24 protein-coding genes and 3 pseudogenes are annotated in these 24,916 nt (G+C 66.7%); 10 read left to right on the top strand and 17 right to left on the bottom strand.

Annotation, left to right across the window (positions count from 1 at the left end):
* Window positions 1–32: 32 nt before the first annotated feature.
* The 6 genes from HMPREF2886_RS20920 to HMPREF2886_RS20945 all read right to left on the bottom strand — a co-directional run bounded on the left by HMPREF2886_RS20920 (window position 33) and on the right by HMPREF2886_RS20945 (window position 7,158).
* Entirely contained in the window at window positions 33–983 is a 951-nt protein-coding gene (locus tag HMPREF2886_RS20920; RefSeq protein WP_083318588.1) for an esterase-like activity of phytase family protein, read from the bottom strand.
* Window positions 984–1,045: 62 nt separating this feature from the next.
* The gene (locus HMPREF2886_RS20925; RefSeq protein WP_042163460.1) at window positions 1,046–1,894 is read right to left on the bottom strand and encodes a polyphosphate polymerase domain-containing protein; all 849 of its coding nucleotides are present in this window, start codon (window positions 1,892–1,894) and stop codon (window positions 1,046–1,048) included.
* 11 nt (window positions 1,895–1,905) lie between these two features.
* Complete coding sequence (locus HMPREF2886_RS20930) at window positions 1,906–2,490, bottom strand: DUF4956 domain-containing protein (protein WP_033968097.1); 585 nt, start codon at window positions 2,488–2,490, stop codon at window positions 1,906–1,908.
* Between the two features lie 326 nt (window positions 2,491–2,816).
* Window positions 2,817–3,875, bottom strand: coding sequence for an AI-2E family transporter (locus tag HMPREF2886_RS20935; protein ID WP_033968094.1), 1,059 nt, complete (start codon window positions 3,873–3,875; stop codon window positions 2,817–2,819).
* A 158-nt stretch (window positions 3,876–4,033) separates the two neighbouring features.
* On the bottom strand, window positions 4,034–5,719 hold the full coding sequence (locus HMPREF2886_RS20940) for a methyl-accepting chemotaxis protein (RefSeq protein ID WP_083318589.1): 1,686 nt from the start codon (window positions 5,717–5,719) through the stop codon (window positions 4,034–4,036).
* A gap of 113 nt (window positions 5,720–5,832) precedes the next feature.
* On the bottom strand, window positions 5,833–7,158 hold the full coding sequence (locus tag HMPREF2886_RS20945; RefSeq protein ID WP_070748263.1) for a Na+/H+ antiporter family protein: 1,326 nt from the start codon (window positions 7,156–7,158) through the stop codon (window positions 5,833–5,835).
* 477 nt (window positions 7,159–7,635) lie between these two features.
* On the opposite strand from HMPREF2886_RS20945, the pseudogene HMPREF2886_RS35330 reads away from it, so the two are divergent.
* Both HMPREF2886_RS35330 and HMPREF2886_RS35335 read left to right on the top strand, forming a co-directional pair.
* Window positions 7,636–8,655: pseudogene (locus HMPREF2886_RS35330) on the top strand (chemotaxis protein); the annotation flags it as partial.
* Between the two features lie 369 nt (window positions 8,656–9,024).
* Window positions 9,025–9,561 (top strand): annotated as a pseudogene (locus tag HMPREF2886_RS35335) (methyl-accepting chemotaxis protein); the annotation flags it as partial.
* A gap of 4 nt (window positions 9,562–9,565) precedes the next feature.
* On the opposite strand, the gene HMPREF2886_RS20955 reads toward HMPREF2886_RS35335, so the two are convergent.
* The 5 genes from HMPREF2886_RS20955 to HMPREF2886_RS20975 all read right to left on the bottom strand — a co-directional run bounded on the left by HMPREF2886_RS20955 (window position 9,566) and on the right by HMPREF2886_RS20975 (window position 12,592).
* Window positions 9,566–9,874 (bottom strand): hypothetical protein, encoded by a 309-nt coding sequence (locus tag HMPREF2886_RS20955; protein WP_003097699.1) that lies wholly within the window; start codon window positions 9,872–9,874, stop codon window positions 9,566–9,568.
* A gap of 90 nt (window positions 9,875–9,964) precedes the next feature.
* Complete coding sequence (carS, locus tag HMPREF2886_RS20960) at window positions 9,965–11,302, bottom strand: two-component system sensor histidine kinase CarS (RefSeq protein WP_033968084.1); 1,338 nt, start codon at window positions 11,300–11,302, stop codon at window positions 9,965–9,967.
* Window positions 11,299–11,970, bottom strand: coding sequence for a two-component system response regulator CarR (gene carR / locus HMPREF2886_RS20965; RefSeq protein ID WP_033968082.1), 672 nt, complete (start codon window positions 11,968–11,970; stop codon window positions 11,299–11,301). Before carR ends, carS begins: the two co-directional genes overlap by 4 nt.
* Window positions 11,970–12,284, bottom strand: a complete 315-nt coding sequence (locus HMPREF2886_RS20970; protein WP_003097704.1) for a PepSY domain-containing protein — start codon at window positions 12,282–12,284, stop codon at window positions 11,970–11,972. Before HMPREF2886_RS20970 ends, carR begins: the two co-directional genes overlap by 1 nt.
* Complete coding sequence (locus HMPREF2886_RS20975; RefSeq protein WP_003090497.1) at window positions 12,284–12,592, bottom strand: PepSY domain-containing protein; 309 nt, start codon at window positions 12,590–12,592, stop codon at window positions 12,284–12,286. The genes HMPREF2886_RS20970 and HMPREF2886_RS20975 overlap by 1 nt, the downstream gene beginning before the upstream one ends.
* A 214-nt stretch (window positions 12,593–12,806) precedes the next feature.
* Between HMPREF2886_RS20975 and HMPREF2886_RS20980 the strand changes: the two genes are divergently transcribed.
* Genes HMPREF2886_RS20980 through HMPREF2886_RS33625 form a run of 3 tightly spaced genes read left to right on the top strand, consistent with a single transcriptional unit; the run spans window position 12,807 to window position 15,059 of the window.
* A complete protein-coding gene (locus HMPREF2886_RS20980) occupies window positions 12,807–13,889 on the top strand; it encodes a patatin-like phospholipase domain-containing protein (RefSeq protein ID WP_003113385.1) in 1,083 nt (360 codons plus the stop codon).
* A gap of 26 nt (window positions 13,890–13,915) precedes the next feature.
* On the top strand, window positions 13,916–14,809 hold the full coding sequence (locus tag HMPREF2886_RS20985) for a hypothetical protein (RefSeq protein WP_003131077.1): 894 nt from the start codon (window positions 13,916–13,918) through the stop codon (window positions 14,807–14,809).
* Window positions 14,793–15,059: a YfeK family protein gene (locus tag HMPREF2886_RS33625; protein ID WP_033968079.1), complete on the top strand. Its 267-nt coding sequence runs from the start codon at window positions 14,793–14,795 to the stop codon at window positions 15,057–15,059. The genes HMPREF2886_RS20985 and HMPREF2886_RS33625 overlap by 17 nt, the downstream gene beginning before the upstream one ends.
* Here HMPREF2886_RS33625 and HMPREF2886_RS20990 read toward each other — a convergent pair whose 3' ends face one another.
* From HMPREF2886_RS20990 to hmpA, 3 genes are read right to left on the bottom strand one after another with little or no spacing between them, the layout of a single operon-like run.
* Complete coding sequence (locus tag HMPREF2886_RS20990) at window positions 15,060–16,253, bottom strand: NnrS family protein (RefSeq protein ID WP_057389531.1); 1,194 nt, start codon at window positions 16,251–16,253, stop codon at window positions 15,060–15,062.
* Window positions 16,240–16,497 carry a psl/pyoverdine operon transcriptional regulator PpyR gene (gene ppyR / locus HMPREF2886_RS20995; protein ID WP_003090502.1) on the bottom strand — a complete coding sequence of 86 codons (258 nt, stop codon included), beginning with the start codon at window positions 16,495–16,497 and terminating at the stop codon, window positions 16,240–16,242. Before ppyR ends, HMPREF2886_RS20990 begins: the two co-directional genes overlap by 14 nt.
* A 53-nt stretch (window positions 16,498–16,550) precedes the next feature.
* Complete coding sequence (gene hmpA, locus HMPREF2886_RS21000) at window positions 16,551–17,732, bottom strand: NO-inducible flavohemoprotein (RefSeq protein ID WP_003090503.1); 1,182 nt, start codon at window positions 17,730–17,732, stop codon at window positions 16,551–16,553.
* A gap of 154 nt (window positions 17,733–17,886) precedes the next feature.
* On the opposite strand from hmpA, the gene norR reads away from it, so the two are divergent.
* The 3 genes from norR to mvaU all read left to right on the top strand — a co-directional run bounded on the left by norR (window position 17,887) and on the right by mvaU (window position 20,567).
* Entirely contained in the window at window positions 17,887–19,449 is a 1,563-nt protein-coding gene (norR, locus tag HMPREF2886_RS21005; protein ID WP_070748267.1) for a nitric oxide reductase transcriptional regulator NorR, read from the top strand.
* A gap of 100 nt (window positions 19,450–19,549) precedes the next feature.
* The gene (gene queD, locus HMPREF2886_RS21010) at window positions 19,550–19,906 is read left to right on the top strand and encodes a 6-carboxytetrahydropterin synthase QueD (RefSeq protein ID WP_003090505.1); all 357 of its coding nucleotides are present in this window, start codon (window positions 19,550–19,552) and stop codon (window positions 19,904–19,906) included.
* A gap of 307 nt (window positions 19,907–20,213) precedes the next feature.
* Window positions 20,214–20,567, top strand: a complete 354-nt coding sequence (gene mvaU, locus HMPREF2886_RS21015) for a histone-like nucleoid-structuring protein MvaU (RefSeq protein WP_003090506.1) — start codon at window positions 20,214–20,216, stop codon at window positions 20,565–20,567.
* Window positions 20,568–20,641: 74 nt separating this feature from the next.
* On the opposite strand, the gene HMPREF2886_RS21020 is transcribed toward mvaU, so the two are convergent.
* From HMPREF2886_RS21020 to HMPREF2886_RS21030, 3 genes and pseudogenes are all read right to left on the bottom strand, one after another.
* Window positions 20,642–20,938: a VF_A0006 family four-cysteine protein gene (locus HMPREF2886_RS21020; RefSeq protein ID WP_033968075.1), complete on the bottom strand. Its 297-nt coding sequence runs from the start codon at window positions 20,936–20,938 to the stop codon at window positions 20,642–20,644.
* Window positions 20,939–21,198: 260 nt separating this feature from the next.
* Window positions 21,199–21,602, bottom strand: a pseudogene (locus tag HMPREF2886_RS21025) (hypothetical protein); the annotation flags it as partial.
* 376 nt (window positions 21,603–21,978) lie between these two features.
* Window positions 21,979–22,731 carry a class I SAM-dependent methyltransferase gene (locus tag HMPREF2886_RS21030; RefSeq protein WP_070748270.1) on the bottom strand — a complete coding sequence of 251 codons (753 nt, stop codon included), beginning with the start codon at window positions 22,729–22,731 and terminating at the stop codon, window positions 21,979–21,981.
* A gap of 225 nt (window positions 22,732–22,956) precedes the next feature.
* Here HMPREF2886_RS21030 and HMPREF2886_RS21035 point away from each other — a divergent pair, with 225 nt between their 5' ends.
* Window positions 22,957–23,931, top strand: coding sequence for a quinone oxidoreductase family protein (locus HMPREF2886_RS21035; protein ID WP_070748272.1), 975 nt, complete (start codon window positions 22,957–22,959; stop codon window positions 23,929–23,931).
* A gap of 22 nt (window positions 23,932–23,953) precedes the next feature.
* Window positions 23,954–24,883, top strand: a complete 930-nt coding sequence (locus HMPREF2886_RS21040) for a LysR family transcriptional regulator (RefSeq protein WP_070748274.1) — start codon at window positions 23,954–23,956, stop codon at window positions 24,881–24,883.
* Window positions 24,884–24,916 lie beyond the last annotated feature (33 nt).

Consider the following 24,916-nt stretch of genomic DNA (forward strand, 5'->3'; position numbering starts at 1 on the left):
CAGACGGCGTACGCGTCTCGCCAGAGAGAGGCTCATGGCCACACCAGCAGCACGAAGAGCGTGTCGCGAGTCACCAGGCTGGCGTTGTCGCTCACCAGCAAGAGATGCCGGGAATCGAGCAAGGTCATGCCTTCGAAATTGTCCGGCCCGACCGGGAGTACGGCCAGGGTGTCGGCCTGGCACAGGTCGTCCAGGCCACAGGCGGCGAGATCGACACGTCGCAGGCTTGCCGACAGCGCGTTCTTCGAACCTGCCTTGTTGCGCTCGAGGACGAGCAACTCGCCATCCGCTTGCACATCGAGCGCCTTCAACCGACTGCCCGGCGACTGGCGCGCGAACGACCAGTGACGGCCCTTCGCGTATACCGTATGCAGCGTCTCCGGCTGTCCCAGCAACGGCGCCTCGGGAGCGGTGAGAAGCCCGTAGTCGGGGTGGATCGCCAGCGCCTCCAGGCCGCGCCCCTTCTTGCGGTAGAGGCTCAGGTCGGCGGCCGGCGACGGTACTTCCAGTTCGCCCAGCAGGCGGCCGTCCGCGCCGAAACGGGCGAGCCTGGACGGCTTGCCTTCCAGTGCGACGACGAGCTCGCTGTCGCCCGGCACCCCATTCGTGGCGTTGCGGAGCGTCAAGCCTTCCGCATTGAACTCCCCGGCCTTCGCGCCGATCCCTTGAGGGTCCGCCAGTGCGACCGCGCCGATCGGCTCGATGGCGGCGATCGCATCGCCGTCGAGACGGAGCCGGAAATGGAACAGGTGGCCGGTGTCGGACACCGCGTACAGGCGTTTCTCGTCCTCGTCCCAGGCCAGGCCGGAGAGTTCGGTCAGGTGGATGTCGCCGACCCGCGCGGTCGCCGCGAAGGTGAAGCGCGCCGGATCGGAACGCGCGGCCGAGGGCGCCGGGACGGATGCCCCCGCCGTCGCCTGGGGTGCCGCAGCCAACAGCGCGAAGGCCATCAGGGCGGCGGTCAGCGCTACGCTGGAATGCATGGGAATGTCCTTTCGAAAATCGGAGCCAGCGAGAGCTGGGCAACGGGGTTCGCGTCCTGGCCTCACAGGGGAAGCACATCGAGCTTGCGCAATGCGGGCAGCAGCTTGTTGTACTTGCCGACCCTCCCCAGCGCGGCAAGGCTGACGCAGTACTTGGAAGCGCCGTTGGTGGGATGCTGATGCAAGGCACGGAGGATCTTGTCGGCGATGCCGTTGGCGTTGCCCGACTTGGTTTCGACGATGACCAGGCCGTCGTCTATCCGGCAGGTACCGGAGGCATCCCTGAACACCAGGCCACGGTCGATGGTCATCCGTTCGCCGCCCTCCTTGGCGACCAGCGTCGTCCTGCGGTAGCGCATCCACACGACCGGCTCCAGCACCTGCTCGAACGCGCGCCCGTAGAGTTCGCGGTAGGCCGCGCGGATCTGCGCCTCGCTGCCGTCGTCCAGCATCCCGTACTGTTCCAGCGGGCAGGCCACGCGACGCTTCTCGGTCTGGCCGCGCTTGCCCTTCAGCTTGATCTCGGCGAAGCACAACCGGGCGTCGACGTACCTGCGCATGCGGATCTTGCAGCGTTGCCGCCGGCCGCGATGGTGGTCGAAATAGCTGGTGTAGGCAGGATCGTCGAAATAGCAGGTGTCGTAGAGGAAATCGCGCGTCCCGTCGATCTCGAGCATGTCGAACTGCCTGGCCAGCGCCGCCCAGGCCGGCGCCAGGCTCTCCTCGCGAACCACGTACTTGTTGTCGCGCCGGACCAGCATCGAGGCGGTGGCGTTGAGCCGCTCGAGGCCGATGGCGTGGAACAGGCTGTCCGGACCAGAGGAACAAGCCGTGTCGGCTCCCGGAGCGCGGGGAATTCGCGGTGCCGTGCGTTGCGGAGCGAAGCCGAGCAGGTCGCTATGCTGGGTCATGGCGGGCACCTTCAACGTTTACGGTAGAAGACCCGCATGCTGGCGGTGTCATTGAGGTAATCGATGGTGCGGACTTCGTAGGACACCACCTCCACGCCCAACCGCTCGGCGATGTCGGCGTGCATCGCCGCGGGATCGGAGAGCGCATGCACATTGACCTGGTCGAAGGTGATTTTGATGCTCTCGACCGAGCGCAGGATCCGCGGGTGATCGAACGCATAGGCACCCAGCAGCACCAGCAGCACCGTCGCCATGACTAGCGGCAACGTGGTGCCCTGTACCGAGCAGAGGACCGCGATGGCCACGCTGCCGAAGAAGTAGGTGATCTCGATTTTGCTGATCGGCTCGGAGCGCAGGGTGAACAGCGCGAGAATGGCGAACAGGCCGAAACCGGCGGCAACGCTGAACTCGACGCTCGACAGGATGGTCAGCACGGCGAACACGAAGATGTTGAACAGCGCCGCCGCAGTGACCAGTTCCTTGTCCTGGTGGCGCCGGTAGTACATGCCGAAGATCAGTACCAGTACCGCGGCGATGTCGATGCAGAAGCGTGCCAGGAGTTCGAACAACGGGGTGTGAATGAAGGTTGATAGCAAGGCTGTACTCCGATTCAGGCGAAATGCGATGTTTCGGAGCGAGATAGCAGGCCACGTGCCAATCCTCGAAAACGCCCTGCAGAAAACCTATAAAACACTTAAATATCAATTAGATAAAAATAAAGATTCGCTATTTCCAGGTATTGCCGAACAGCCGACTCGTCCGTTCGGAGAGGGAATATTCCAGGATCCGGTCTGAATTCTGGAATTCATAAAACCGGGCGGTTTCCACCCTGTTCCCTCCGTTCTCCAGGTACTGGAGAACGCACAATGAAAAAAGCCGTGGCTGGAGCCACGGCTTTTTCCGGGTCGACGCGCGGCATGGATCAGGCCGCCGGTTCTTCCTCGCGGCCGGTGAACAGGTCCCAGCTGGCCATGAACAGCGCAGCGATCAGCGGACCGATGACGAAGCCGTTGAGGCCGAACAGGGCCATGCCGCCGAGGGTGGAGATCAGCACCACGTAGTCCGGCATCTTGGTGTCCTTGCCGACCAGGATCGGGCGCAGGATGTTGTCCACCAGGCCGATCACCACCACGCAGAACAGGATCAGCACTACGCCCTGCCAGATCGCCCCGGTGAGCAGGAAGTAGGCCGCCACCGGCGCCCAGATCAGCGCCGCACCGATGGCCGGCAGGAGCGACAGGAAGGCCATCAGGGTGCCCCAGAGCAAGGCGCCCTCGATGCCCAGCAGCCAGAAGATCAGGCCGCCGAGGGCGCCCTGGGTGGCAGCCACGGCGATGTTGCCCTTCACCGTGGCGCGGATCACCGTGGTGAACTTGGCGAACAGGTGGTGCTTGTGTTCCTGGCTCAGCGGCACCGCCTGCTTGATCCGCCGGCCGAGCACGCGACCGTCGCGGAGGAGGAAGAACAGCAGGTAGAGCATGATGCCGAAGCTGATGACGAAGTCGAGGGTGTTCTGGCCGATGCTGAACGCCTTGGTCGCCACCACCTGGCTGGCCTGCATCGCCACCGAGGAGAGCTTCTCCTGCAGGCTCGAGAGATTGGCCAGGTCGAAGCGCTCCAGCCACTGGTGCACCGATGGCGGCAAGGCGGCCACCGCCTGCTGCAGGTAGGCGGCGAAGTTCAGTTCGCCGGACTTGACCCGCTGGTAGACGCTCGCGCCTTCCTGCACCAGCGAACCGGCGATGAAGATCACCGGGATGATCACGATCAGCACGCAGACCAGCAGGGTGATCAGCGCGGCGAGGTTCTTCCGATCCCTCAGGCGCACCTGCAGGCGGCGTTGCACCGGGGCGAAGATGATCGCCAGGATGGTGCCCCAGAACACCGCGCCGTAGAACGGCAGCAGGAGCCAGCCGAAGGCGAGCGTGACCACCGCCAGCAACAGGAGAAAAGTCCGGGATTCCAGTTTCGTGTCGAGCATGTCCAATCCATCTGGCAGTGGGAAGCAAAGCATTAGTCAGCCGGCGGACGCGGATCGTTCACGACTGCCGGCCGACTCCGCCGAATAATGACAGGAAGGCTCTGTGGCGCACCACTGCCGGCTGGCTCTTTTGCCGGCAGCGGTCGCGCGGGAAAGGGTCAGATGCGGAACTGACCGACCAGCCGGCCCAGGCCCTGGCCCAGTTGCGCCAGGCTGCGGGCGGTCTGCGCGCCCTGCTGGGCCTCGTCGGCGACGCTGTCCACCGCGCCGGCGATCTGGTGCACGCTGCGGTTGATCTCCTCGGCCACCGCGGTCTGCTCCTCGGCGGCGCTGGCGATCTGCGCGTTCATCGCGTTGATGGTGGCGATCAGCTGGGCGATGGCATCCAGCGAATCGCCGGCCTGGTTGGCCTGGCTGCTGGTGCCCTCGCCGGCCTCGCCGGAACGGCGCATGGCGTCGACCGCGGCGTTGGTGCCCTGCTGCAGGCGATCGATCATGCCCTGGATTTCCTGGGTGCTCTGCTGGGTGCGGCTGGCCAGCGCCCGCACTTCGTCGGCGACCACCGCGAAGCCACGTCCGGCCTCGCCGGCCCGGGCCGCCTCGATGGCCGCGTTGAGCGCCAGCAGGTTGGTCTGTTCGGCAATGGAGCGGATCACCCCGAGCACACTGACGATGGATTGCACGTCCTGCTGCAGGCTATCCAGAGAAGTCCCGCTGTCGCGGATCTCGTCCACCAGCGCGTGGATGCGCTCGATGCTGCCGTCCACCACGCGCTTGGCCGCCTGGCCTTCGTGGTCGGTCTGCTGCGCGGCCTCGGCGGCGCGCTGGGCGCTCTGCGCCACTTCATGGGCGGCGGCGGACATCTCGTTGATCGCGGTGGCGACCTGGTCGGTCTCGTGGCGCTGGCGCTCCATGGCCTGCTCGGAACGCTCGGCCTGGGCCGACATCTGCTCCACCAGTTGCTTGAGGTCGCCGGTCATCCCGGCGATCTGCCGCACCAGGCCATGGATCTTCTCGACGAAGCGGTTGAAGGAACCGGCCAGCTCGCCCAACTCGTCGTGGCTGGTCACCGGCAGGCGCCGGGTCAGGTCGCCTTCGCCGGCGGCGATGTCATCGAGGTTCTGGCGGATCTGGTGCAACGGCCGCAGCATCGCGTTGGCCACCGCCAGGCCGATCACCAGCAGGACCACCAGAAGGACGCCGGCGATCCCCACGATACTGGCGATCAGGGTGCCGATACGCTCGTCGATGTCCTGCTTGATTTCCACCAACTGGGCCTCGACGCCGTCGAGGTTGATCGCCGAGCCGATAACCATGTCCCACTTCGGCAGGTACAGGGTGTAGGACAGCTTGGGCACCATGACGCTCTCGTTGCCCGGCAGCGGCGAGGTATAGGTCACGTAGTGACTGCCGTTGCGGCCGGCCTCCACCAGTTCGCGGTTGAGGTAGACGCCGCTGGGATCGCGGCGGTCGCGAAAGCTCTTGCCGACGTCCACCGGGCTGTCACCGCGAAACAGGCGCACCACCTGGGAGTCGTAGCCGAAGATATAGCCGTCCTTGCCGTACTTGATCTTCGACAGGCGTGCGACGGCCTCGGCGCGGGCATTCAGGTCGCCGTTGGCCGAGCGGTCGTACTCGGCCTGGATACTGCCCATGGCGATCTGCACGTAGTGCTCGAGTTCGGCACGACGGTCGCCGAGCAGGCGCTCGCGGGTATCCTTGACTTCGGCATCAGCCTGTTTTTTCAGGATCAGCACCGCTCCGCCGCTGAGCACCAGGGCGAAGAGCAGCACCGGCACCATGGCCAGCAGGAGGACTTTGGATTTCAGGGTCAGACGCATCATCAACTCCTAGCATGACGCCCAATAAAAAACGGGATTCCCGTTTCATCGGCAATCCCGTCGGAAGCTTAAGCGGCTGGCCCGACATTCCGTCAGGCGACCGCCCGAGATGGGACTCAGAGCAACATCGCGGCGGCCCAGCCGAACACCAGCAACGGCAGGTTGTAGTGCAGGAAGGTCGGCACCACGGTGTCCCAGATATGATTGTGCTGGCCGTCGACGTTGAGCCCGGAGGTCGGCCCAAGGGTCGAGTCCGACGCCGGAGAACCTGCATCCCCCAGCGCGCCGGCGGTGCCGACGATGCTGACGATGGCCAGCGGGCTGAAGCCCAGTTGCACCGCCAGCGGGACGAAGATCGCGGCGATGATCGGCACGGTGGAGAACGACGAGCCGATGCCCATGGTGACCAGCAGGCCGACCAGCAGCATCAGCATGGCGCCGACCGCCTTGCTGTTGCCGATCCAGGCCACCGAGGCGTCGACCAGGCTCTGCACCTCGCCGGTGGCCTTCATCACCTCGGCGAAACCGGCCGCGGCGATCATGATGAAACCGATGGTGGCCATCATCTTCATGCCTTCGGTGAACAGGTCGTCGGTCTCCTTCCAGCGCACCACGCCGGACAGCGAGAAGACCACGAAACCGGCCAGCGCGCCGATGATCATCGAGTCCAGCCACAGCTGTACGACGAACGCGGCGACGATGGATACCCCGGCCACCGCCAGGCTCTTCGGGTTGTAGCTGACGTCGACGCGTTCGGCCTGCTCGATCCGCTGCAAGTCGTAGACGCGCTTGCGGCGGTAGCTGAACAGCACCGCGATGAGCAGTCCGGCGAGCATGCCCAGGGCCGGGATGAACATGGCGTGGGTGACGTTGATCCCGCTGATGTCGACGCCGTTGCGCGCCACGTTGGCCAGCAGGATTTCATTGAGGAAGATGTTGCCGAAGCCCACCGGCAGGAACATGTACGGGGTGATCAGGCCGAAGGTGATGACGCAGGCGATCAATCGCCGGTCGATCTGCAGCTTGCTCAGCACATAGAGCAACGGCGGCACCAGCAGCGGGATGAAGGCGATGTGGATCGGCAGGATATTCTGCGAGGATACCGCCACGCAGAGCAGCAGGCCGACCAGGATCCACTTGAACGCACCGGAGCCCTTGCCTTGCTCGTCGTGCCGGCCGAGCAGCGCCAGGACCTTGTCGGCCAGCGCATGGGCCACGCCGGAGCGGGCGATGGCCACGGCGAAGGCGCCGAGCATGGCGTACGACAGGGCCACCGTGGCACCTCCGCCGAGGCCGCCGTTGAAGGCCTTGAGAGTCCCCTCCAGGCCTAGGCCACCGAACAGTCCGCCGACCACCGCGCCGATGATCAGCGCCAGCACGACATGCACACGGCAAAGGCTGAGGACGAGCATCAGCCCCACCGCCAGCACCACTGCGTTCATCGTTGAACTCCTTGCAAATGAAACGAAGTCGACCGTCTGCGGCCGAAAAAAGGGGCGTACTCTGCTACAGCCATCCCCGCCTGTCAAAGCCGCGCATGCGCGAATGTCGCCTGGCTATAAACCGTTGTGCACGGTTCTTGCGTGCGATTCGCCGAACGACGGCAATCCGGCGCCAGCGAACGGACCGTCGTCAAGAATGGGCGAGCCCTGCCGATAAGCCTTGGGCCCCCGCAGTTTCTTCGTACAAGGACCCCTCCCATGTTCCTTCGCCGCCTGTCCATCCAATGGAAGATCACCCTGCTGGCAGGGCTCTGCCTGCTCGGCGTGGTCGCCTTGCTGGTCGGCCTTTCGGTCTACCGCATGCAGCACAGCAGCGTGCTGGTGAAAAGCGCCAGTACGCAGATGCTCGACGAATCGGCGCGCCTGCGCCTGGAAGCCCGCGGGGAATTGCAGGCGTTACGCATCCAGCGCTATTTCATGGATGCCTTCCAGTACGGCAAGGGCTTCTCCCGGCAGATCCTGTTCCTCCGCGACCAGGCGCAGAAGCGCTTCCTGGATGCCTACGACCTGCGCGAAGACCTGACCCGCCAGGTGCGCACCGCGCTCGCCGCCAATCCCGAGGTACTCGGCCTGTACGTGGTCTTCGAACCCAACGCGCTGGACGGCAAGGACGAACTGTTCGTCGACCAGCCCGCCCTGGGCAGCAATGACAAGGGACGCTTCTCCCTGTACTGGGCGCAGGCCACGCCGGGACAACTGGAATCCGAGTCGATGGTCGAGTCCGAACTCGCCGACACCAGCAGCGGGCCCAGCGGCGCGGCCTACAACGCCTGGTACACCTGCCCGAAGGAAAGCGGGCAACCCTGCGTGCTCGACCCCTACTTCGACAAGGTCGGCGAACGCCAACTGCTGATGACCAGCATCGCCTTCCCCCTCGAACTGGATGGCAAGGTGATCGGCGTGATGGGCCTGGACATCAACCTGAGCAACCTGCAGGCGCTCAGCGAACAGGGCAACCGCGAACTCTACGACGGCGTCGGCCAGGTCGGCATCCTCAGCCCGGCCGGGCTGTTCGCCGGCAACAGCCGCGACGCCGGCCTGCTCGGCAAGAACCTGGCCAAGGCGGATCCGCAGCACGCCGGCGAACTCCTGCAACTGCTGGCCGCCGGCAAGAGCCGGTTGTTCAACGAGAACGACGACCTCAAGGTGCTGCAACCGTTGCAGCCGATTCCCGGCGCCAAGCCCTGGGGCGTGCTCCTCGAAGTACCGAAGAGCGCCCTCCTAGGCCCAGCCCTGGCGCTGGAGCGGCAACTGGACGACATGCGCCGCGAAGGCACCTGGGTCGAACTGGGCCTCGGCCTCGGCGCCGCGGTGCTCGGCCTGCTGGTGCTGTGGCTGAGCGCCCGCGGCGTGACCCGGCCGATCCTCGGCGTCGCCCACATGCTGCGCGACATCGCCAGCGGCGAAGGCGACCTGACCCAGCGTCTGCCGCACACCGGGCGCGACGAGCTGGGCGAACTGGCCGGTTGGTTCAACCGCTTCCTCGACAAGCTGCAGCCGATCATCCGCGACGTGAAGGTCTCGGTGCGCGATGCGCGCAGTACCGCCGACCAGTCGGCGGCGATTTCCAGCCAGACCAGCGCCGGCATGCAGCAGCAGTTCCGCGAGATCGACCAGGTCGCCACCGCATCCCACGAGATGACCGCCACTGCCCAGGACGTCGCCCGTAGCGCCGCCCAGGCCGCCGACGCCGCGCGCGGTGCCGACCAGGCGACCCGCGACGGCCTGGCGCTGATCGACCGCACCACCCAGAGCATCGACAGCCTGGCCGCCAACCTGACCAGCGCCATGGGCCAGGTCGAGCAACTGGCCAGCAGCAGCGAGGAAATCGGTTCGGTGCTGGAAGTGATCCGCGCCATCGCCGAGCAGACCAACCTGCTGGCGCTCAACGCGGCCATCGAGGCGGCCCGCGCCGGCGACGCCGGCCGCGGCTTCGCGGTGGTCGCCGACGAAGTGCGCAACCTCGCCCGGCGCACCCAGGACTCGGTGGAACAGATCCGCGGGGTGATCGAAGGCCTGCAACAGGGCACCCGCGACGTGGTCGACGCCATGCACGGCAGCCATCGCCAGGCCCAGGGCAGCGTCGAGCAGGTGGATGAAGCGGTGACCGCGCTGCAACGGATCGGCGAGGCGGTGACGGTGATCAACGACATGAATCTGCAGATCGCCAGCGCCGCCGAGGAGCAGAGCTCGGTAGCCGAGGAGATCAACCGCAATGTCGCGGCGATCCGTGACGTCACCGAGTCGCTGTCGAGCCAGGCCGAGGAATCGGCCCAGGTCAGTCAGTCGTTGAACCGCCTGGCCAACCACCAGCAGGGCCTGATGGAACAGTTCAAGGCCTGACCGTTCACGGCCTGAATAGCGCCGGGGGGCCATAGGTCCCCCAGATCGCCAGGCGGGCCAGCGAGCGCAGCCAGCCGCGCAGACGTGCCGGGGCTCCCGCCTCGGCTACCTTCGCTGCCGCTGTCCCGGCCTGTCGCGGCTCGCCGCGCTCGCTGCGCAACGCGTTTTCCACGGCCTGCTCGTAGCGAGCCTGCGCGGGTAACCGCGGCGACCGCCCCTCCTCTCGCTGTCCACTGGACTCGCCCAACAGGAACACCAGCACCGGCAGCATCAGCGCCCAGCGCCAGCGGCCCGTACCCGTCCGCCGTTTCATCGTCCAAGACCTCCTTGCAAGAAGCCCGGGATGCTAGGGAAAGCGCAGGAAGAAATCTTGCCGGGACTGTCGGCAAATGGTGAAGAACTGTTAAGCCCTGGCGGCGCGGCCGCTCTTCTGCAACGGCAACTCGATGCCCACTCGCAGGCCGCCCAGCGGGCTGTCTTCGAGACTCAGGCGGCCACCGCAGGCCTCGGCGATGTCGCGCGCGATGCCCAGGCCCAGGCCATGGCCGCTGACCTGCTCGTCGAGCCGGGTACCCCGCTCGAGCACCGCCTGGCGCTGGTCGGGGAGGATGCCGGGGCCGTCATCGTCGACCTTCAGGCGGACCATGCCCTCGCCCTGCGCGACGGTCAGGCGGACTTCGCTATCGGCCCACTTGCAGGCGTTGTCCAGCAGATTGCCGAGCATCTCCAGCAGGTCCTCGCGGTCCCATGGCAGGCGCAGCCCCGGTGGCGCGCTCCAGCTCACCTGCAGGTGCGGGCCGTGGATCAGGCGCAGGGTGTCGCACAGCGACGGCAACTCCTCGGCGCAATCGAAATGTGCGCCAGGCAGCGCTTCGCCGACCAGGCGCGCCTTGCCCAACTCGCGACCGAGGCGCTGCTGGATCTGTTCCAGTTGTTCGCGCAGCACCTGTTGCAACTCCGGCTGGCGCGCCATCTCCTCGCGCTCGGCGAGGCTGACCAGCACCGCCAGGGGCGTCTTCAGGGCGTGACCGAGGTTGCCCAGGGCGTTGCGCGAACGCTTCAGGGTCTCCTCGGTGTGTGCCAGCAGGTGGTTGATCTGCTCCACCAGCGGCTCCAGTTCCTCGGGAGCCTGGTTGTCCAGTTGGCTGCGCTGGCCCTGCTGCAACTGGGCGATCTGCAGGCGCACCTCCTCCAGCGGACGCAGCGAACGACGCACGGTCAGGCGCTGCAACAGCAATACCAGGAGCAGCGCCAGGGCGCCGGCGCCCAGACCCATCCACTGCACACGGGCGAAGCTTTCCAGGATCGGCGTATAGTCCTGCGCCACCACGATCCGCAGCTTCTGGCCCATGCGCTTGTAGTGGCCGCGGAACACCAGCAGTCGCTGCTCCTCGGGTCCATCGACCAAGCCCTGGACCAGCCCTTTCTTGTGCGGCACTTCCAGCTCGCTGTCCCACAGGGAGCGTGAGCGCCAGGTGTCCTTTTCCAGCTCGATGACGAAATAGCGCCCGGAATACGGGCGCTGGAACGCCGGGTTGAGACGTTGTTCGTCCAGTTGCATGCCGTTCGGCCCGCGCACCATGGCCACCAGCAGGTTTTCCGCCTCCTCGCGCAGGTTGCCGGCGAAATAGCGCCGCAGGCCCTGGTCGAACAGCCACAGGCCGGTCTGCGCGAGGACCAGCCCGACCACCAGCAGCACCGCGAACAGGCCGACGCTCAGGCGCCGCTGGATCGACCTCATCCGGCGGCCACCCCGGCGTAGCGGTAGCCCTGGCCGCGGCGGGTCTCGATCACCTCGCGACCGAGCTTGCGCCGCAGGTGGTTGACGTGGACCTCGATGACGTTGGAATCGCGTTCGGTCTCGCCGTCGTACAGATGCTCGGCCAGGTGCCCCTTGGACAGGACCTGGCCGGGGTGCAGCATGAAATAGCGCAGCAGGCGGAATTCGGCGGCGGTCAGGTCGACGTCGGCGCCGTTCAGGCACACGCACTGGCGCTGCTCGTCCAGGCGCAGCCCGGCGGCCTCCAGCTGGCTCTGGTTGGCCAGCCCATGGGCGCGGCGCAACAGGGCCTGGATGCGCAAGGCCAGCTCTTCCGGATGGAACGGTTTGGTCAGGTAGTCGTCGGCGCCGGCCTTGAGCCCATCGATGCGCTCGGCCCAGGAACCGCGCGCGGTGAGGATCAGCACCGGAGTCGCGAGGCCCAGGCCACGCCACTCCTGGAGTATCTCCAGGCCGGGACGCCCGGGCAGGCCGAGGTCGAGGATGATCAGGTCGTAGGGTTCGCTGGCGCCCTGCAGCGCCGCGTCGCGGCCGTCGGCCAGCCAGTCCACCGCGTAGCCCTGGCGGGTCAGGCTGGCCATCAGCTCGTCGGCCAGGGGAACGTGATCCTCAACCAGCAGCAACCGCATCAGTCGTCTTCCTCGTCCTTCAGGATGCGACCGTTGCGGGCATCCAGTTCCAGTTCACGCACGACGCCGTCGCGGGTGAGCAGCTCCACCTCGTAGACATAGACATCGTCTTCCTCTTCCAGCTCGACCTCCAGCAGGCGCGCCCCGGGGTAACGCCCCAGGGCTTCCTGCATGAGGGATTCGAGCGGCTGTATCACACCGTCCTGGCGCAGGCGCAGGACCTCGTCCTGGTCCAGGTCGCGCGCCATCGCCTCGAGGCTGATGACCGCCAGGACCAGTGCGACGATCCCGGCGTAGCGCATGAGCCATTTCATCAGTCGTCCTGGTGGTCCTTGAGCACGGCGCCGGTAGCGGCATCCAGCTCCAAGTCCCATTTCACGCCCTGCGGGTCGCGCAACTCGACCTGGTAGATGTAGCGGCCGTATTCCTCTTCCAGCTCGGTATCGTGGACGCTCGAGCCGGGATGCTTGGCGATGGCGTTCTTGTTCAGCTCTTCGAAGGACTTGATGGTCCCGGCGTCGCGCAGCTTCAGCGCCTCGTCCGGGCCGAGGTCGCGGGCCTGGGCCAGGCCGGCAGTCAGGGCGATGGCGGTGGCGGCGAACAGGGCAGTCAGTTTCTTCATGGAAATCTCTCCGTGGGAATTAATCGTGTTGCTTTCGACGGTTTGCAGATTAACCGGGCGCTCTTAATTGAAGCTGAATTTGCCGCAAGGACATGGCCGGGGCGCGCCATAGGGTAACGGAAAGCCTCTGCGATGGGGCTCGCCGGCGTTCGAAAGCGCTTGGTCCTGCGACAACTCGTCCTATAATCGCCGGTCCGCAAGGGAGAAGACCAGCATGCCAGCCATCCAGATCAAGTCCCCCGCACTGACCCTCAAGGCCGGTCGCCGCGCCCTCGCCCGCATCCGCGAGCGCGGTCTGCAGCCGGCCGACGTCGGTATCGTCCCCGGTGCCGCCGGCGGGCCAAAGGCGCTGGGCATCCAGGGACTGGACCTGGCGATCTTCGGCGAGTGGCTGCCGCGTGCCCCGCGCGAACGCTCGCTGATCGGCGCCTCCATCGGTTCCTGGCGCTTCGCCAGTGCCTGCCTGCCCGACGCCGTGGCCGGCCTCACCCGCCTCGGCGAGCTGTACACCCGGCAGCGTTTTCCCAAGGGCGTGAGCATCGCCGAAGTCTCGCGCAAGTGCGCGGCGATGCTCGACGACCTGCTCGCCGGCCAGGACGCGCGGATCCTCGACAACCCGCTGTACCGCCTCAACGTGGTGGTGGTGAAGAGCCACGGGCGCCTCGCCCACGACCACAAGGCCAGCCTCGGCCTGGGGCTGTCCTCGGTGATCCGCGACAACCTGATCGGCCGCCGCCACCTGCACCGCCACTTCGAACGGGTGATCCTGCATGACGCCCGCCAGGCGCCGCCGCTGGCCGCGCTGACCGACTTCCCGTCGCGCTACCTGCACCTGGACGGCGGCAACCTGCGCCAGGCGCTGCTCGCCTCCGGCTCGATCCCGATGGTCATGGAAGGCGTCCGCGACCTGCCTGGCGCCGGCCCCGGCACCTACCGCGACGGCGGCCTGCTCGACTACCATCTCGACCTGCCCTACGAGGACCGCGGCGTGGTGCTCTACCCGCACTTCACCGACAAGGTGATCCCCGGTTGGTTCGACAAGGGCTTGCCCTGGCGCCGTGGCGACGCCGGGCGCCTGCAGGACGTGCTGCTGCTGGCGCCGTCGCGCGAGTACCTGGCGCGCCTGCCGCACGCCAAGCTGCCGGACCGCAAGGACTTCACCCGCTACCTCGGCGACGACGACGGCCGCGAGCGCTACTGGCGCCAGGCGATGGCGGAAAGCCGCAGGCTCGGCGACGAATTCCTCGAACTGGTCGACGGCGGCCGGCTCGGCGAACGCCTGCAAGCGCTGGACTGAGCCGCCACCGACGAGAAGGATCCTGCATGAAACTGGCCGTAGCGCTGATCCACGGCATCGGCGACCAGCCCGATAGCCGCGACGAGGACGGTCTGCACAGCTACGCCCGCGAACTGGTAGCGGCGCTGCGCCGACGTCTCGGCGCGGAAGCCGGCGAGGTGGCCTTCCAGAGCCTGTACTGGGCCAGCGTGCTGGACGCCCGCGAGCTGGACTACCTCAAGCGCATCGAGCGCGAGCCGCTGGGCTGGCGCTGGCTGCGCCGGGCGGTGACGCTGTTCCTCGGCGATGCCAGCGGCTACCGCAAGGTCAGCGCCGCCTACGACACCACCTACCAGCAGGTCCACCAGCACGTGCGCAGCGGGATCATGGCCCTGCGCGCGAAGGTCGGGCCGCAGACGCCGCTGGTGATCCTCGCCCACTCCCTGGGCGGGCACATCGTGTCCAATTTCATCTGGGACCAGCAGAAACTCAACCGCACGCCGAGTTGCTCGATCGACCCCTTCCTCGGCCTGGAAACCCTGGCCGGGCTGGTCACCTTCGGTTGCAACATCCCGCTGTTCACCTTCGCCTACGAGAAGGTCTGTCCGATCCGTTTTCCCGGCCACTGCCTGACCCCGGCGATCCGCCAGCAGGCACGCTGGCTGAACGTCTACGCGCCGGCCGATCCGCTCGGCTATCCGCTGCGGCCGTTGCAGAACTACGCCGCGGTCGTCCACGAGGACCTCGCCCTGCCGGTCGGTCCCTGGTACAAGCGGCACACCCCGTTGAGCCACATGGAGTACTGGAACGATGCGCGCTTTCACGATTACCTGGCGGACTACCTGCGCCGCCTGCTGGCTGCTGGCCTCGAGCCTGCCGGCGCTGGCCGTGCCCTCCCCGCAGGCGAACCAGGAGATCGGCCGCTTGCTGAGCTTTGTTGAAGACAGCGGCTGCACCTTCATCCGCAACGGCAGCGAATACCCGGCCGCGGAAGCCCGTGCCCACCTGCAGAAGAAGCTCGACTACCTGGAGCGCAAGGACCTGGTCGCCAGCAGCGAGGACTTCATCGAGCGCGCCGCGACCCAGAGCAGCCTCAGCGGCACGCCCTATCGGGTGCGCTGCGCCGGGCAGACGCGCAACTCCGCCGACTGGCTGAACCAGGAGCTGCGGCGTCTGCGGCAAGCCCCCTGATCAACCGGGATGGCCGTCGACCCGCGGACGACACAGCATCGGCGCGTAGCACCAGGCGAACAACAGGAACGCTAGAGCCCACAGTCCGCCTGCCAGGGGCAGCGCCCAGTTCGCCGGCAACAGGCTGGGCAGGAACACCCGCGCCGCGCAGCCGAGATTGAGCAGGGCGAAAGCCCAGGGCATCGCTGCCGGCGGTTGCAGCGCGCGACCGGTATGGCCGAGAGTGACCCGTGCCAGCATCGCCAGGATCAACCCGCCCATGCCGCCCACCGCCAGCGCGTGCAGCGCCTGGCTCGGCGCCAGTGCCAGGCCCAGGCTCCAGAGCGCCATGCCAAGCGGCGCCACGGCGATCCAGAAATACGCCAGGTGCAGCGACCAGAGCAGCGGCACCTGCCAGATGCCGCGATCGCGCCAACGCCACAGGCGCCACAGTTGCGCACCACCGAGGGCGGCGAACAGTCCTGCAAGCCAGGGCGCCGGCTGCGCCGTGACGCCCGCGGCGCTGAGCAGCGCCACCAGCACGCAGCCCAGCAGGATGCCATTGTCCAGCCAGGCGAGCGCCGGCACCTGCTGCTGGCGGCCGAGACCGCGCTGGGTGAAGAACGGGATCACCCGCCCGCCGATCAGGTTCATCATCCCGGCGATCAACCATAGCGCGGCGATGGCGGCACGCCGTTGCCAGTCGTCGTTGCCCTCTAACAGGCCGAGCAGGACCAGGGCGTCGGCCAGGGTCAACAGCAGCAACAGGCCCACCACCGGGTAATTGCGCTTCTGCCGCACCCGCCACAGGCTGCGGCCGATAGCCCAGGCCAATAGCGGCAGGAAGCTCAGTTGCAGTACCAGCAGCAGCGCCAGCGGCGCATCGAATAGCCAGGCCAGGCGCGCCGCCAGCCAGAGCCCGGCGAGCAGGGCCAGGGGTCTGCCCTGCAGGCCGGGTACGCCGGTCCAGGTCTGCACGGCGGTCAACAGGAAGCCGGCGATGATCGCCACGCCGAAACCGAAGAGCATTTCGTGACGATGCCAGGCCAGCCAGCCACCGACCGGTTGCCAGCCGCTCCAGAGCCCGGCCAGCGCCGCCAGCCAGAGCGCGATGGCGAGCACCGCGAACAGTGCGCCGCCGAGGAAGAACGGGCGGAAGCCCAGGCGCCAGATCGGCGGTATGGCCATCAGCCTGGAACGATCAAGCACTTGCACAGCAGACCTCCCAACCGGGTCGACGCATGCGGAACAGTGCGCTCAGGCGCATCACGTAGCCGATCTTCAACAGGGTCGGGCCGAGGATCACCAGCGCGTGGGAAAACACCAGCGCCGGCATGTTCAGGTAGCGGTCGAGGAAATAGGCGGCGATCACGCCGGCGACGAGCAGCGCCAGGCCGGCCGCCAGCAGCCCGTGACCGATCCGCAGCACCCGCCGTGGACAATCGAACAGAGCGTTCATCTCGATCTCCTTTTTCCGAAAAGGGCCGACGCACCTCGCGCCGGCCCGTCGCTTCAGGCGTCCAGCGCGGCGGCCGGACCGAAGAACTCGTAGTGGCATTGCTGCGAGGGTACGCCGAGGTCGGCCAGATGGCGCTTGACCTGCGCCATGAAAGGCCGGGGTCCGAGGAAGTAGGCGTCCAGGTCGCGCTCCTGCGGCAACCAGTCGGCCAGCTTCTCGCGGCTCAGCAATCCCTCGGCGTCGGCACTGTCGCCGGCACGCGGTTCGCTGTAGCAGAAGAAGTGCTCGACCTGCTCGTGCTGCGCCGACACGTCTTCGATCCAGTCGCGGAAGGCATGCACGCCGCCATGCCGGGCGCAATGGATGAAGCGGATCGGCCGCGCCTGCGGCAGCGCTTCCTGCAACATGGCCAGGGCCGGGGTGATGCCGACGCCAGCGGTGATCAGCACCAGCGGCTTGTCGCTGTCACGCAGGACGAAATCGCCAGCCGGCGGGAACAGATCCAGTTCGTCGCCCTCGGCGACCCGGTCATGCAAGTGATTGGAGACCCGTCCACCCGCCTCGCGCTTGACGCTGATGCGGTATTCGCGGCCGTTGCTGGCAGCGGAAAGCGAATAGTTGCGGCGCACTTCCTCGCCATCGATGTCCAGCCTCAAGCCGATGTACTGTCCCGGCTGGAACGCCAGCAGCGGCTGGCCGTCTACCGGCTCCAGGTAGAACGAGGTGATTTCCTCGCTCTCCGCCTGCTTGCGCGCCACGCGGAAGCGCCGCACGCCGCGCCAGCCGCCATCGGCCTGGGCGCTGGCGGCATACACCGACTCCTCGGCCTCGATCAGCAGGTCGGCCAATTGCTGGTAGGCCGCGCCCCAGGCTTCGAGGACTTCGTCGGTGGCGATCTGTTCGCCGAGGACCTCGCGGATCGCCCGCAGCAGACAAGTGCCGACGATCGGATAGTGTTCGGGCAGCACCTGCAGGGAGACATGCTTGTTCACCACCTTGGCCACCAGCGGGCCGAGTTCCTGCAACTGGTCGATGTGCCTGGCGTACATCAGCACGCCATTGGCCAGCGCCCGCGGCTGGTCGCCGCTGGCCTGGTGGGCCTGGTTGAACAGCGGGCGCACCTCGGGGTACTCGCCGAGCATGGTGCGGTAGAAATGGGTGATCAGCGCTTCGCCGCCGGTCTCCAGCAGCGGTACGGTGGCTTTGATGAGGGCACGTTGGGCATTGGACAACATAGATGACTCCTGACGCATGCAAGGTTTTGTTTCACCTCGAAGCATTTCAGGAAGCGTGCCAAGACAAACTACCAGAATTCCCGGGCCTTACAGGCCGGCATAGGTCATAATGACTGCAACCATTCAGAGTCATTAGGACTGCAAAGAGGTCGAAATGACCACAAACCCCTTGCTTGCCACCCTGATCCCGCTGGTTGCCGACCTGTCCCGCGACCTGCCGGAAGACGAACGCTACCGCCGCCTGCTCCAGGCCCTGCGCGACCTGCTGCCCTGCGACGCCACCGCGCTGCTGCGCCTGGACGGCGAATACCTGATCCCGCTGGCGGTGGACGGTCTCAGCCCGGACACCCTCGGCCGGCGCTTCCGGGTCGGCGAACATCCACGCCTCGAGGCCCTCCTGGAGCGCCGCGGGCCGACCCGCTTCCCCGCCGACTGCGGCCTACCCGATCCCTACGACGGTCTGGTGGAAGGCCTCCACGGCCACCTGGAAATCCATGATTGCCTGGGCTGTCCGCTGTACCTCGACGACCAGCCCTGGGGCTTGCTGACCCTGGATACCCTCGATCCGTCGCGCTTCGCCAGCGCCGACCTGGACACCCTGGAGGCCTTCGCCAGCCTCGCCGCCGCCACGGTCAAGGCCAGCGAGCGGATGCGCGACCTGACCCGCCGCGCCGAGGACGAGCACCAGCGCGCCGAGGCCTATCTCGAAGCCGCTGGCGAGCGGCCACGGGAAATGATCGGCCAGAGCGCCGCGCACAAGGCGCTGCTGGAAGAAATCCGCCTGGTCGGCAACAGCGACCTGAGCGTACTGATCACCGGCGAGACCGGGGTCGGCAAGGAACTGGTGGCGCAATCCATCCACCGGCATTCCATGCGCAGCGGCAAGCCGATGATCAGTCTCAACTGCGCCGCGCTGCCCGAGACCCTGGTGGAAAGCGAATTGTTCGGCCATGTGCGCGGCGCCTTCTCCGGCGCGGTCAACGAACGGCGCGGCAAGTTCGAACTGGCCGACGGCGGCAGCCTGTTCCTCGACGAGGTCGGCGAGTTGCCGCTGGCGGTGCAGGCCAAGCTGCTCCGCGTGCTGCAGAGCGGGCAGTTGCAGCGGGTCGGCTCCGATCGCGAGCACCGCGTCGACGTACGCCTGATCGCAGCCACCAACCGCGACCTGGCCGAGGAAGTGCGCGCCGGGCGCTTCCGCGCCGATCTCTACCATCGCCTCAGCGTCTATCCCTTGCGCGTGCCGCCGCTGCGCGAGCGCAGCCGCGATATCCTCCTGCTGGCCGGCTACTTCCTCGAGGAAAACCGACCGCGCCTGGGACTGCGCAGCCTGCGCCTGGACCACGAGGCCCAGGCCGCGCTCCTCGACTATCGCTGGCCGGGCAACGTGCGCGAACTCGAGCACCTGGTCGGCCGCGCCTCGCTCAAGGCCCTCGGCCACAGTCCGGAGCGGTCGCGGATCGTCACCCTGCATCGGCAGGATCTCGACCTGCCCGCGGAACCCCCCGCGCCACCTCGCAGCGCGGTCGAGCCCGCGCCCGCCGCGCCCGCCGCGCCCTCGAGCGGTCACTCGTTGCGCGCGGCCACCGACGCCTACCAACGCCGCCTGATCCAGGACTGCCTGGCCCGCCACCAGGGAAGCTGGGCCTCGGCTGCACGCGAACTGGGCCTGGATCGCGCCAACCTGGCGCGCCTGGCGCGCCGCCTGCAACTCAGGTGAACAACCGCCCGGTCGGAGCGCACCGGGCCCGGCGCGCAAACCTGTTACCATGGCGCCCCCATTCCGGTTGCCCGACAACCCCGATCCAGAGCGCAATACAGTGGAACTCTTCAAAGAATTCACCTTCGAATCCGCCCATCGCCTGCCTCACGTCCCCGAAGGCCACAAATGCGGGCGCCTGCACGGCCACTCGTTCCGTGTCGCCATCCACATCGAAGGCGAGGTCGATCCGCATACCGGCTGGATCCGTGACTTCGCGGAAATCAAGGCGATCTTCAAGCCGATCTACGAGCAACTCGACCACAATTATCTGAACGATATTCCAGGCCTGGAAAACCCCACCAGCGAAAACCTCTGCCGCTGGATCTGGCAACAACTCAAGCCGCTGTTGCCGGAACTCTCCAAGGTCCGCGTCCACGAAACTTGCACCAGCGGTTGCGAATATCGGGGCGATTGATTCGCCCGACTCTCCCCTGGCGCTTCGCCATCCGCTCTAAAACGGGCTTCCACACAACGGGCCCGTTCTGCCGTCTCTCTCCCATGGGTTGTACGAAGCATTATCCCCACGGACATAAAGGTTTCATATTTTTCCGGGAAACATCCGGCAAGCTGTCCCCACAGTCCGTTAGTCAATAAAACCGTGCAACTATATTGTTCTTCCAGTAGATAAAGACTTATCCTTTGCCGCGGACACGGAAAGTCCGTAAAGCCACTATAAATGCACCAAAACCCAGCACCATATTTTTAGAACGGGAGTGAAACGAATGTCCAAACTTGCCGAGTTCCGCGAGGCAGAACGCAAACTTCAGGAGCAACTGGCCCTGCTGGAAAAGCTGAAAAGCGACAGCAGCCTGAAGCAGGAACTGGAATTCAAGGACAAGTTGCAGGCGTTGATGGACAAGTACGGCATGACCCTGCACAACATCATCGCCATCCTCGACCCCAAGGCTCCGGTCACCGTCAGCGCCGCTCCGCAGCGCCGTGCCCGCGCCCTGAAGGTCTACAAGAACCCGAACAACGGTGAAGTCGTCGAAACCAAGGGCGGCAACCACAAGGTTCTGAAAGCCTGGAAAGAACAGTACGGTTCCGAAACCGTCGAATCCTGGCTGCAACGCTAAGCCGGTTCTCCCGACGGCATCCTGCCGATGCCGTCGGAAACCCCACTGGTTACTTTCGCCCCCTCCTCGCCAGATCAATTCTGCGATTTCGATTCGCAAGCGCTCCTGATCTTCTGCGCCGCCAGGTTGTTCTCCACCCCCGGCAGGTTCTCCAGCAGACACTCGTAATAAGCCTTTTCCCGTGACAGCAGGAAGGAACCGTCGTTATACAACTTGTCGCAGGCCTGGCTGATGAAGTGAACCGCCACCCCGCTCTTCGCCGTGCGTTGGTAGTCGAGTATGCATTGGTCGTAGTCCTTGTCGTCGGCGAGAGTGGAAAGCGGAAATAACAGCAGCAGGGGCAGCAGGAACTTCATGGCAATGGTATCCATGGAAAAGTTGTGCTCCAGCATGGACGAGCCGGCTCGGAGTGCCAAGCCGACCATGAAGTAAAATTTTGCACTTGTTTACAGGCCGCACCAGACTGGCCGTTCTTCGCTGCGCGAATGCGACAATGGCGGGCCGGCGAGCCGAATCGCAGGCGTCCCGGGCGGATTCGGTTTCCCGGCCGGCGGCAACTCGCTCAATCGACGGGCGCCGCCCTCTCGCCGAACTCTTCCGGCAAACGGCTGCTGCCCGATCCGCATCCGCTTCAATGGGCCGCTACGAACAGGAACGACAACTGTAGATTGAGCATGGGCGACAACATATTGTTCAGTTCCAGAAACTCCACCGGTACTTGCCGCTGCTCCGCTTCTATATCCTGCAACAACCGACTGAACGAGGCTGGCTCCAACTGTCCGCGAACCTGGGCCTCGATGCGCGCGATCGTCCCTTGCTTCTCGAAGCCGCGAGGAAGCAGTACGCTCACTTCCGCGTCAGGGACGCCCGCCAGGCGAACCCGCCCGGTCAGCCAGGCCTGCACATCGCCCTCGCCTGCGACGCATTCGGCGCCTGCCAGAAGCGCTCTCGCTGAAGGTTCAGGACCTGCTCCGCCTGCATCGCCCGCTCCGGCCAGGCGGTCTGCCGGGAAACGTTCTGGAGCTTGAGCCATTCCCTGACTACGGGCAGGCGCGCCAACTGGTCGAGCGCATGGGCGCGGAGCGCCGGATTGCGCAGCGCCACGGCGATGCCGCCAGCAAGCAGCAGGACGGCGAACGCCAGCAAGCCGGAACTCTCGTTGCTCCATACCCCGATGCTCAGCACTGCCCAGGCAAGCCACGGGAGTTGGGCGGTCTCGTTCAGGAGATTGGCGAATTTCGGAACGACGAACACGACTCGGCGCGCCACCTGCCCCTATGCCCGCGCTCAAGCGACGCCGAGGCTGCCAAGGGGTTGCAGCGACCTGCGTAGACGGCAGGCGGAAGCGCTGTCGGACGCGATCGGCGCTCTCCCCGCCGTCATGGTTGAGTTTCGGATTGCGTCCGATGGCTCAGCGGACCACTCCGGCGCGCACCGTCAGCGGCCAACTGACCCTATAACGCGTCTGCGGGTCGCCCCAGGCTGCGCGCAACTCATCGACGAACGCGGCGCCCGGATCCTGACCGAGGGCCTTGCCGGCCTCCTTCACCGCCGACCAGGTACCGACGTAGCCCAGCAGTGCGTCCAGGGTCCAGGCCACCTCGATGGCCAGGTCCGGCAGGCGGCGCTCCTCGAAGGGGAACGGCAGATTGCGGTAGCCCTCCTCCACGTGCCGCCGCTCGGCAGGCCAGTAGGGTCCGACAACCTGGTGGTAGAAATGCTGGACCAACGGTTCCATGGGACCATCGACATGCAATACGCCATAGGTGATCAGCGCGAGGATCGCGTCCTCGCGAGCCACTCGCCGGACCTCCTCGTAGAAGCGCGGCAGGTCCAGCCAGTGGGCGGCCTGGGCGACCGTCACCAGGTCGGCGCTGGCCGCCGCCAGTCCGCTGTCCTCGGCCAGGGCCACGCGATACTCGACCCGCTCGCGAGCCTGCGCCCTGTCGATCTGCGCGGCGCTGGCGTCGGTACCGACCACCCGTTCGAAACGCTCGGCCAACAGCACCGTGAGCTGTCCGGTGCCGCAGCCGCAGTCCAGGGCCAGGCGGGTTCCGGGGCAGAGCGCGGCCAGCTCGTCCACCAGCCGCGCCGGGTAGGTCGGACGATGGGCGGCGTAGTTCGCCGAACCGGTGGAGAAATGATCCTTGAAAGGTGCCGTCATGGGATTCTCCCGAAATGAGTCCGGCGACCACAGGGACCATGGCCGTCCAGGCTGCCGCCTTACACTAGGCGAATCGCGTCGATACGGAAACACGACTTTCGGTCACCTTGGAGCACCGCGTTACTACTGCATGTGGTGCAGCAATCAACTGCAAAGAACCTACCTGATCATCCCCGGATGCTTCATTAGACTGCCGGAACGACGAACGCAGCCAAGGAGATCGCCATGCCCAGTCGCATCACCCTCAACGCAAACGGAGGCCCCGAGGTCCTGCGCCTGGAGCAAGTCCAGGCGCAGGAGCCGGGCCCCGGCGAGGTCTGGCTGGAGCAGGCCGCCATCGGCGTCAATCCGCTGGACCTCGGCCAGCGCTCGGGAGCGGTACCGATTCCGCTGCCGTCCGGCCTCGGCCTGGAAGGCGCCGGAGTGGTCGCCGCGCTGGGCGCGGGAGTCACCGGACTGGCGCCGGGCGACCGCGTCGCCTATGCCACCGGCCCGCTGGGCGCCTATGCCAGCGCCCGGCTCTACCCCGCCGAGCGCTTGCTGAAGCTGCCCGACAGACTGGCTTTCGAGGACGCGGCGGCGCTGCTCTTCAAGGGCATCACCGCGCACTACCTGCTGCACACCACCTACCCCGTCGGGCCCGGCACACGCATCCTGCTGTACGGCGCGGCGGGCGCCGTCGGCCAGTTGATGGCGGCCTGGGCCCGGCACCTGGGCGCCCGGGTGATCGGCGTGGTGTCGAAGGCGGAAAGCGTCGAGCGGGCCAGGGCTGCCGGCTGCGACGAGGTGCTGGTGTTCGACGCGGCCAGTCTCGCCGCCCAGGTCGCCGAACTGACCGCCGGGCGCAAGGTCGATGTGGTCTACGACCCCATCGGTCGCGCTACCTTCGAGGCGTCCCTGGACAGCTTGCGTCCGCGCGGCCTGCTGGTGTCCTTCGGCGCTACCTCCGGCGTGCCGCCAGCCGTCGAAGTCGCCACCCTCAACGCCAAGGGTTCGCTGTTCCTCACCCGTCCCTCGCTCGCCGCCCACACCGCCAACCCGGAGGAATACCGGCTACGCGCGCAGGCTGTGCTGCGCGCCCATGCAGACGGTGTCATCCAGCCCCGGGTCTGGCGGCGCTACCCGCTGGCCGAGGCGGCCGTGGCGCATACCGATCTGCTGGAGGGACGCTCGCAAGGCGCGCTGGTACTCTTGCCCTGACCCACCCGCAAGAGGCGTATGCATGCAACCGTTCGACAGCCGGCAGGCCGATGAAGTCGCCACGCTCCTGGCCCTGGCCGAGCACGGTTCGTTCGCCGCCGCCGGCCGCGCCCTGCAACGACATCCCTCGGTGCTCTCGAAGCGGCTCGGCGCACTGGAGCGTCGCCTCGGCATCCGCCTGGTCGAACGCACCACCCGGCAGTTGCGCTTCACCGATGAAGGCGAGCGCCTGGCGAGCCGCTTCCGCCAGGCCGTCGACCTGCTCGACGAGGCCGAGCACGAAGCCAGCCTGGGCGCCGCGCAACTGCGCGGACGCCTGCGCGTCGCCCTGCCGTCGGCGATGGGCCGGCTCTGGCTCGGTCCGCTGCTGGCGGAGTTCGCCCTGGCGCATCCGCAGGTGGTGCTGGAAACCGACTATTCGGAGCGCTTCGTCGACATCATCGCGGAAGGCTTCGACCTCGCGATCCGGGTCGGCGAACTGGCCGACAGCCGCCTGGTGGCCAGGCGGCTGTGCGCCCATCGGCGCGTCCTCGGCGCCGCTCCCGACTACCTGGAGCGGCATGGGGTACCGCGTATCCCGGCCGACCTGGCGGCACACAATTGCCTCGGCTTCAGCGGACTGCACTCGTACCCGGAATGGAAGCTGACCCGCCAGGACGAACAGCAGCCCGTGCGGGTACGCGGCTCGATGGTCAGCAACGACAACGAGGCCCTGCTCTGCGCCGCACGCCAGGGCCTGGGCATCTTCGCCGCCGGCGAGTGGCTGATGAGCCGCGACCTCGAAGCCGGCAGGCTGGTACGGGTGCTACCGGAGTGGCAACTGGACGCCGACGCCGGCGTCTACCTGGTGCGCCCCTCGGCGCGCTACACCACGGCGGCGGCCAGCGCATTCCGCCAGTGGGTGGAAGCGCGGTTCGCCGCTGGCCCGCCCTGGCAGTGCCAGCGGGACTGAGCGGTATCCGCGAGCGGCTCGCCGAGGAGCACG

The organism is Pseudomonas sp. HMSC066A08 (assembly GCF_001813025.1).
In the GTDB taxonomy this organism is placed as follows: Bacteria; Pseudomonadota; Gammaproteobacteria; order Pseudomonadales; family Pseudomonadaceae; genus Pseudomonas; species Pseudomonas aeruginosa.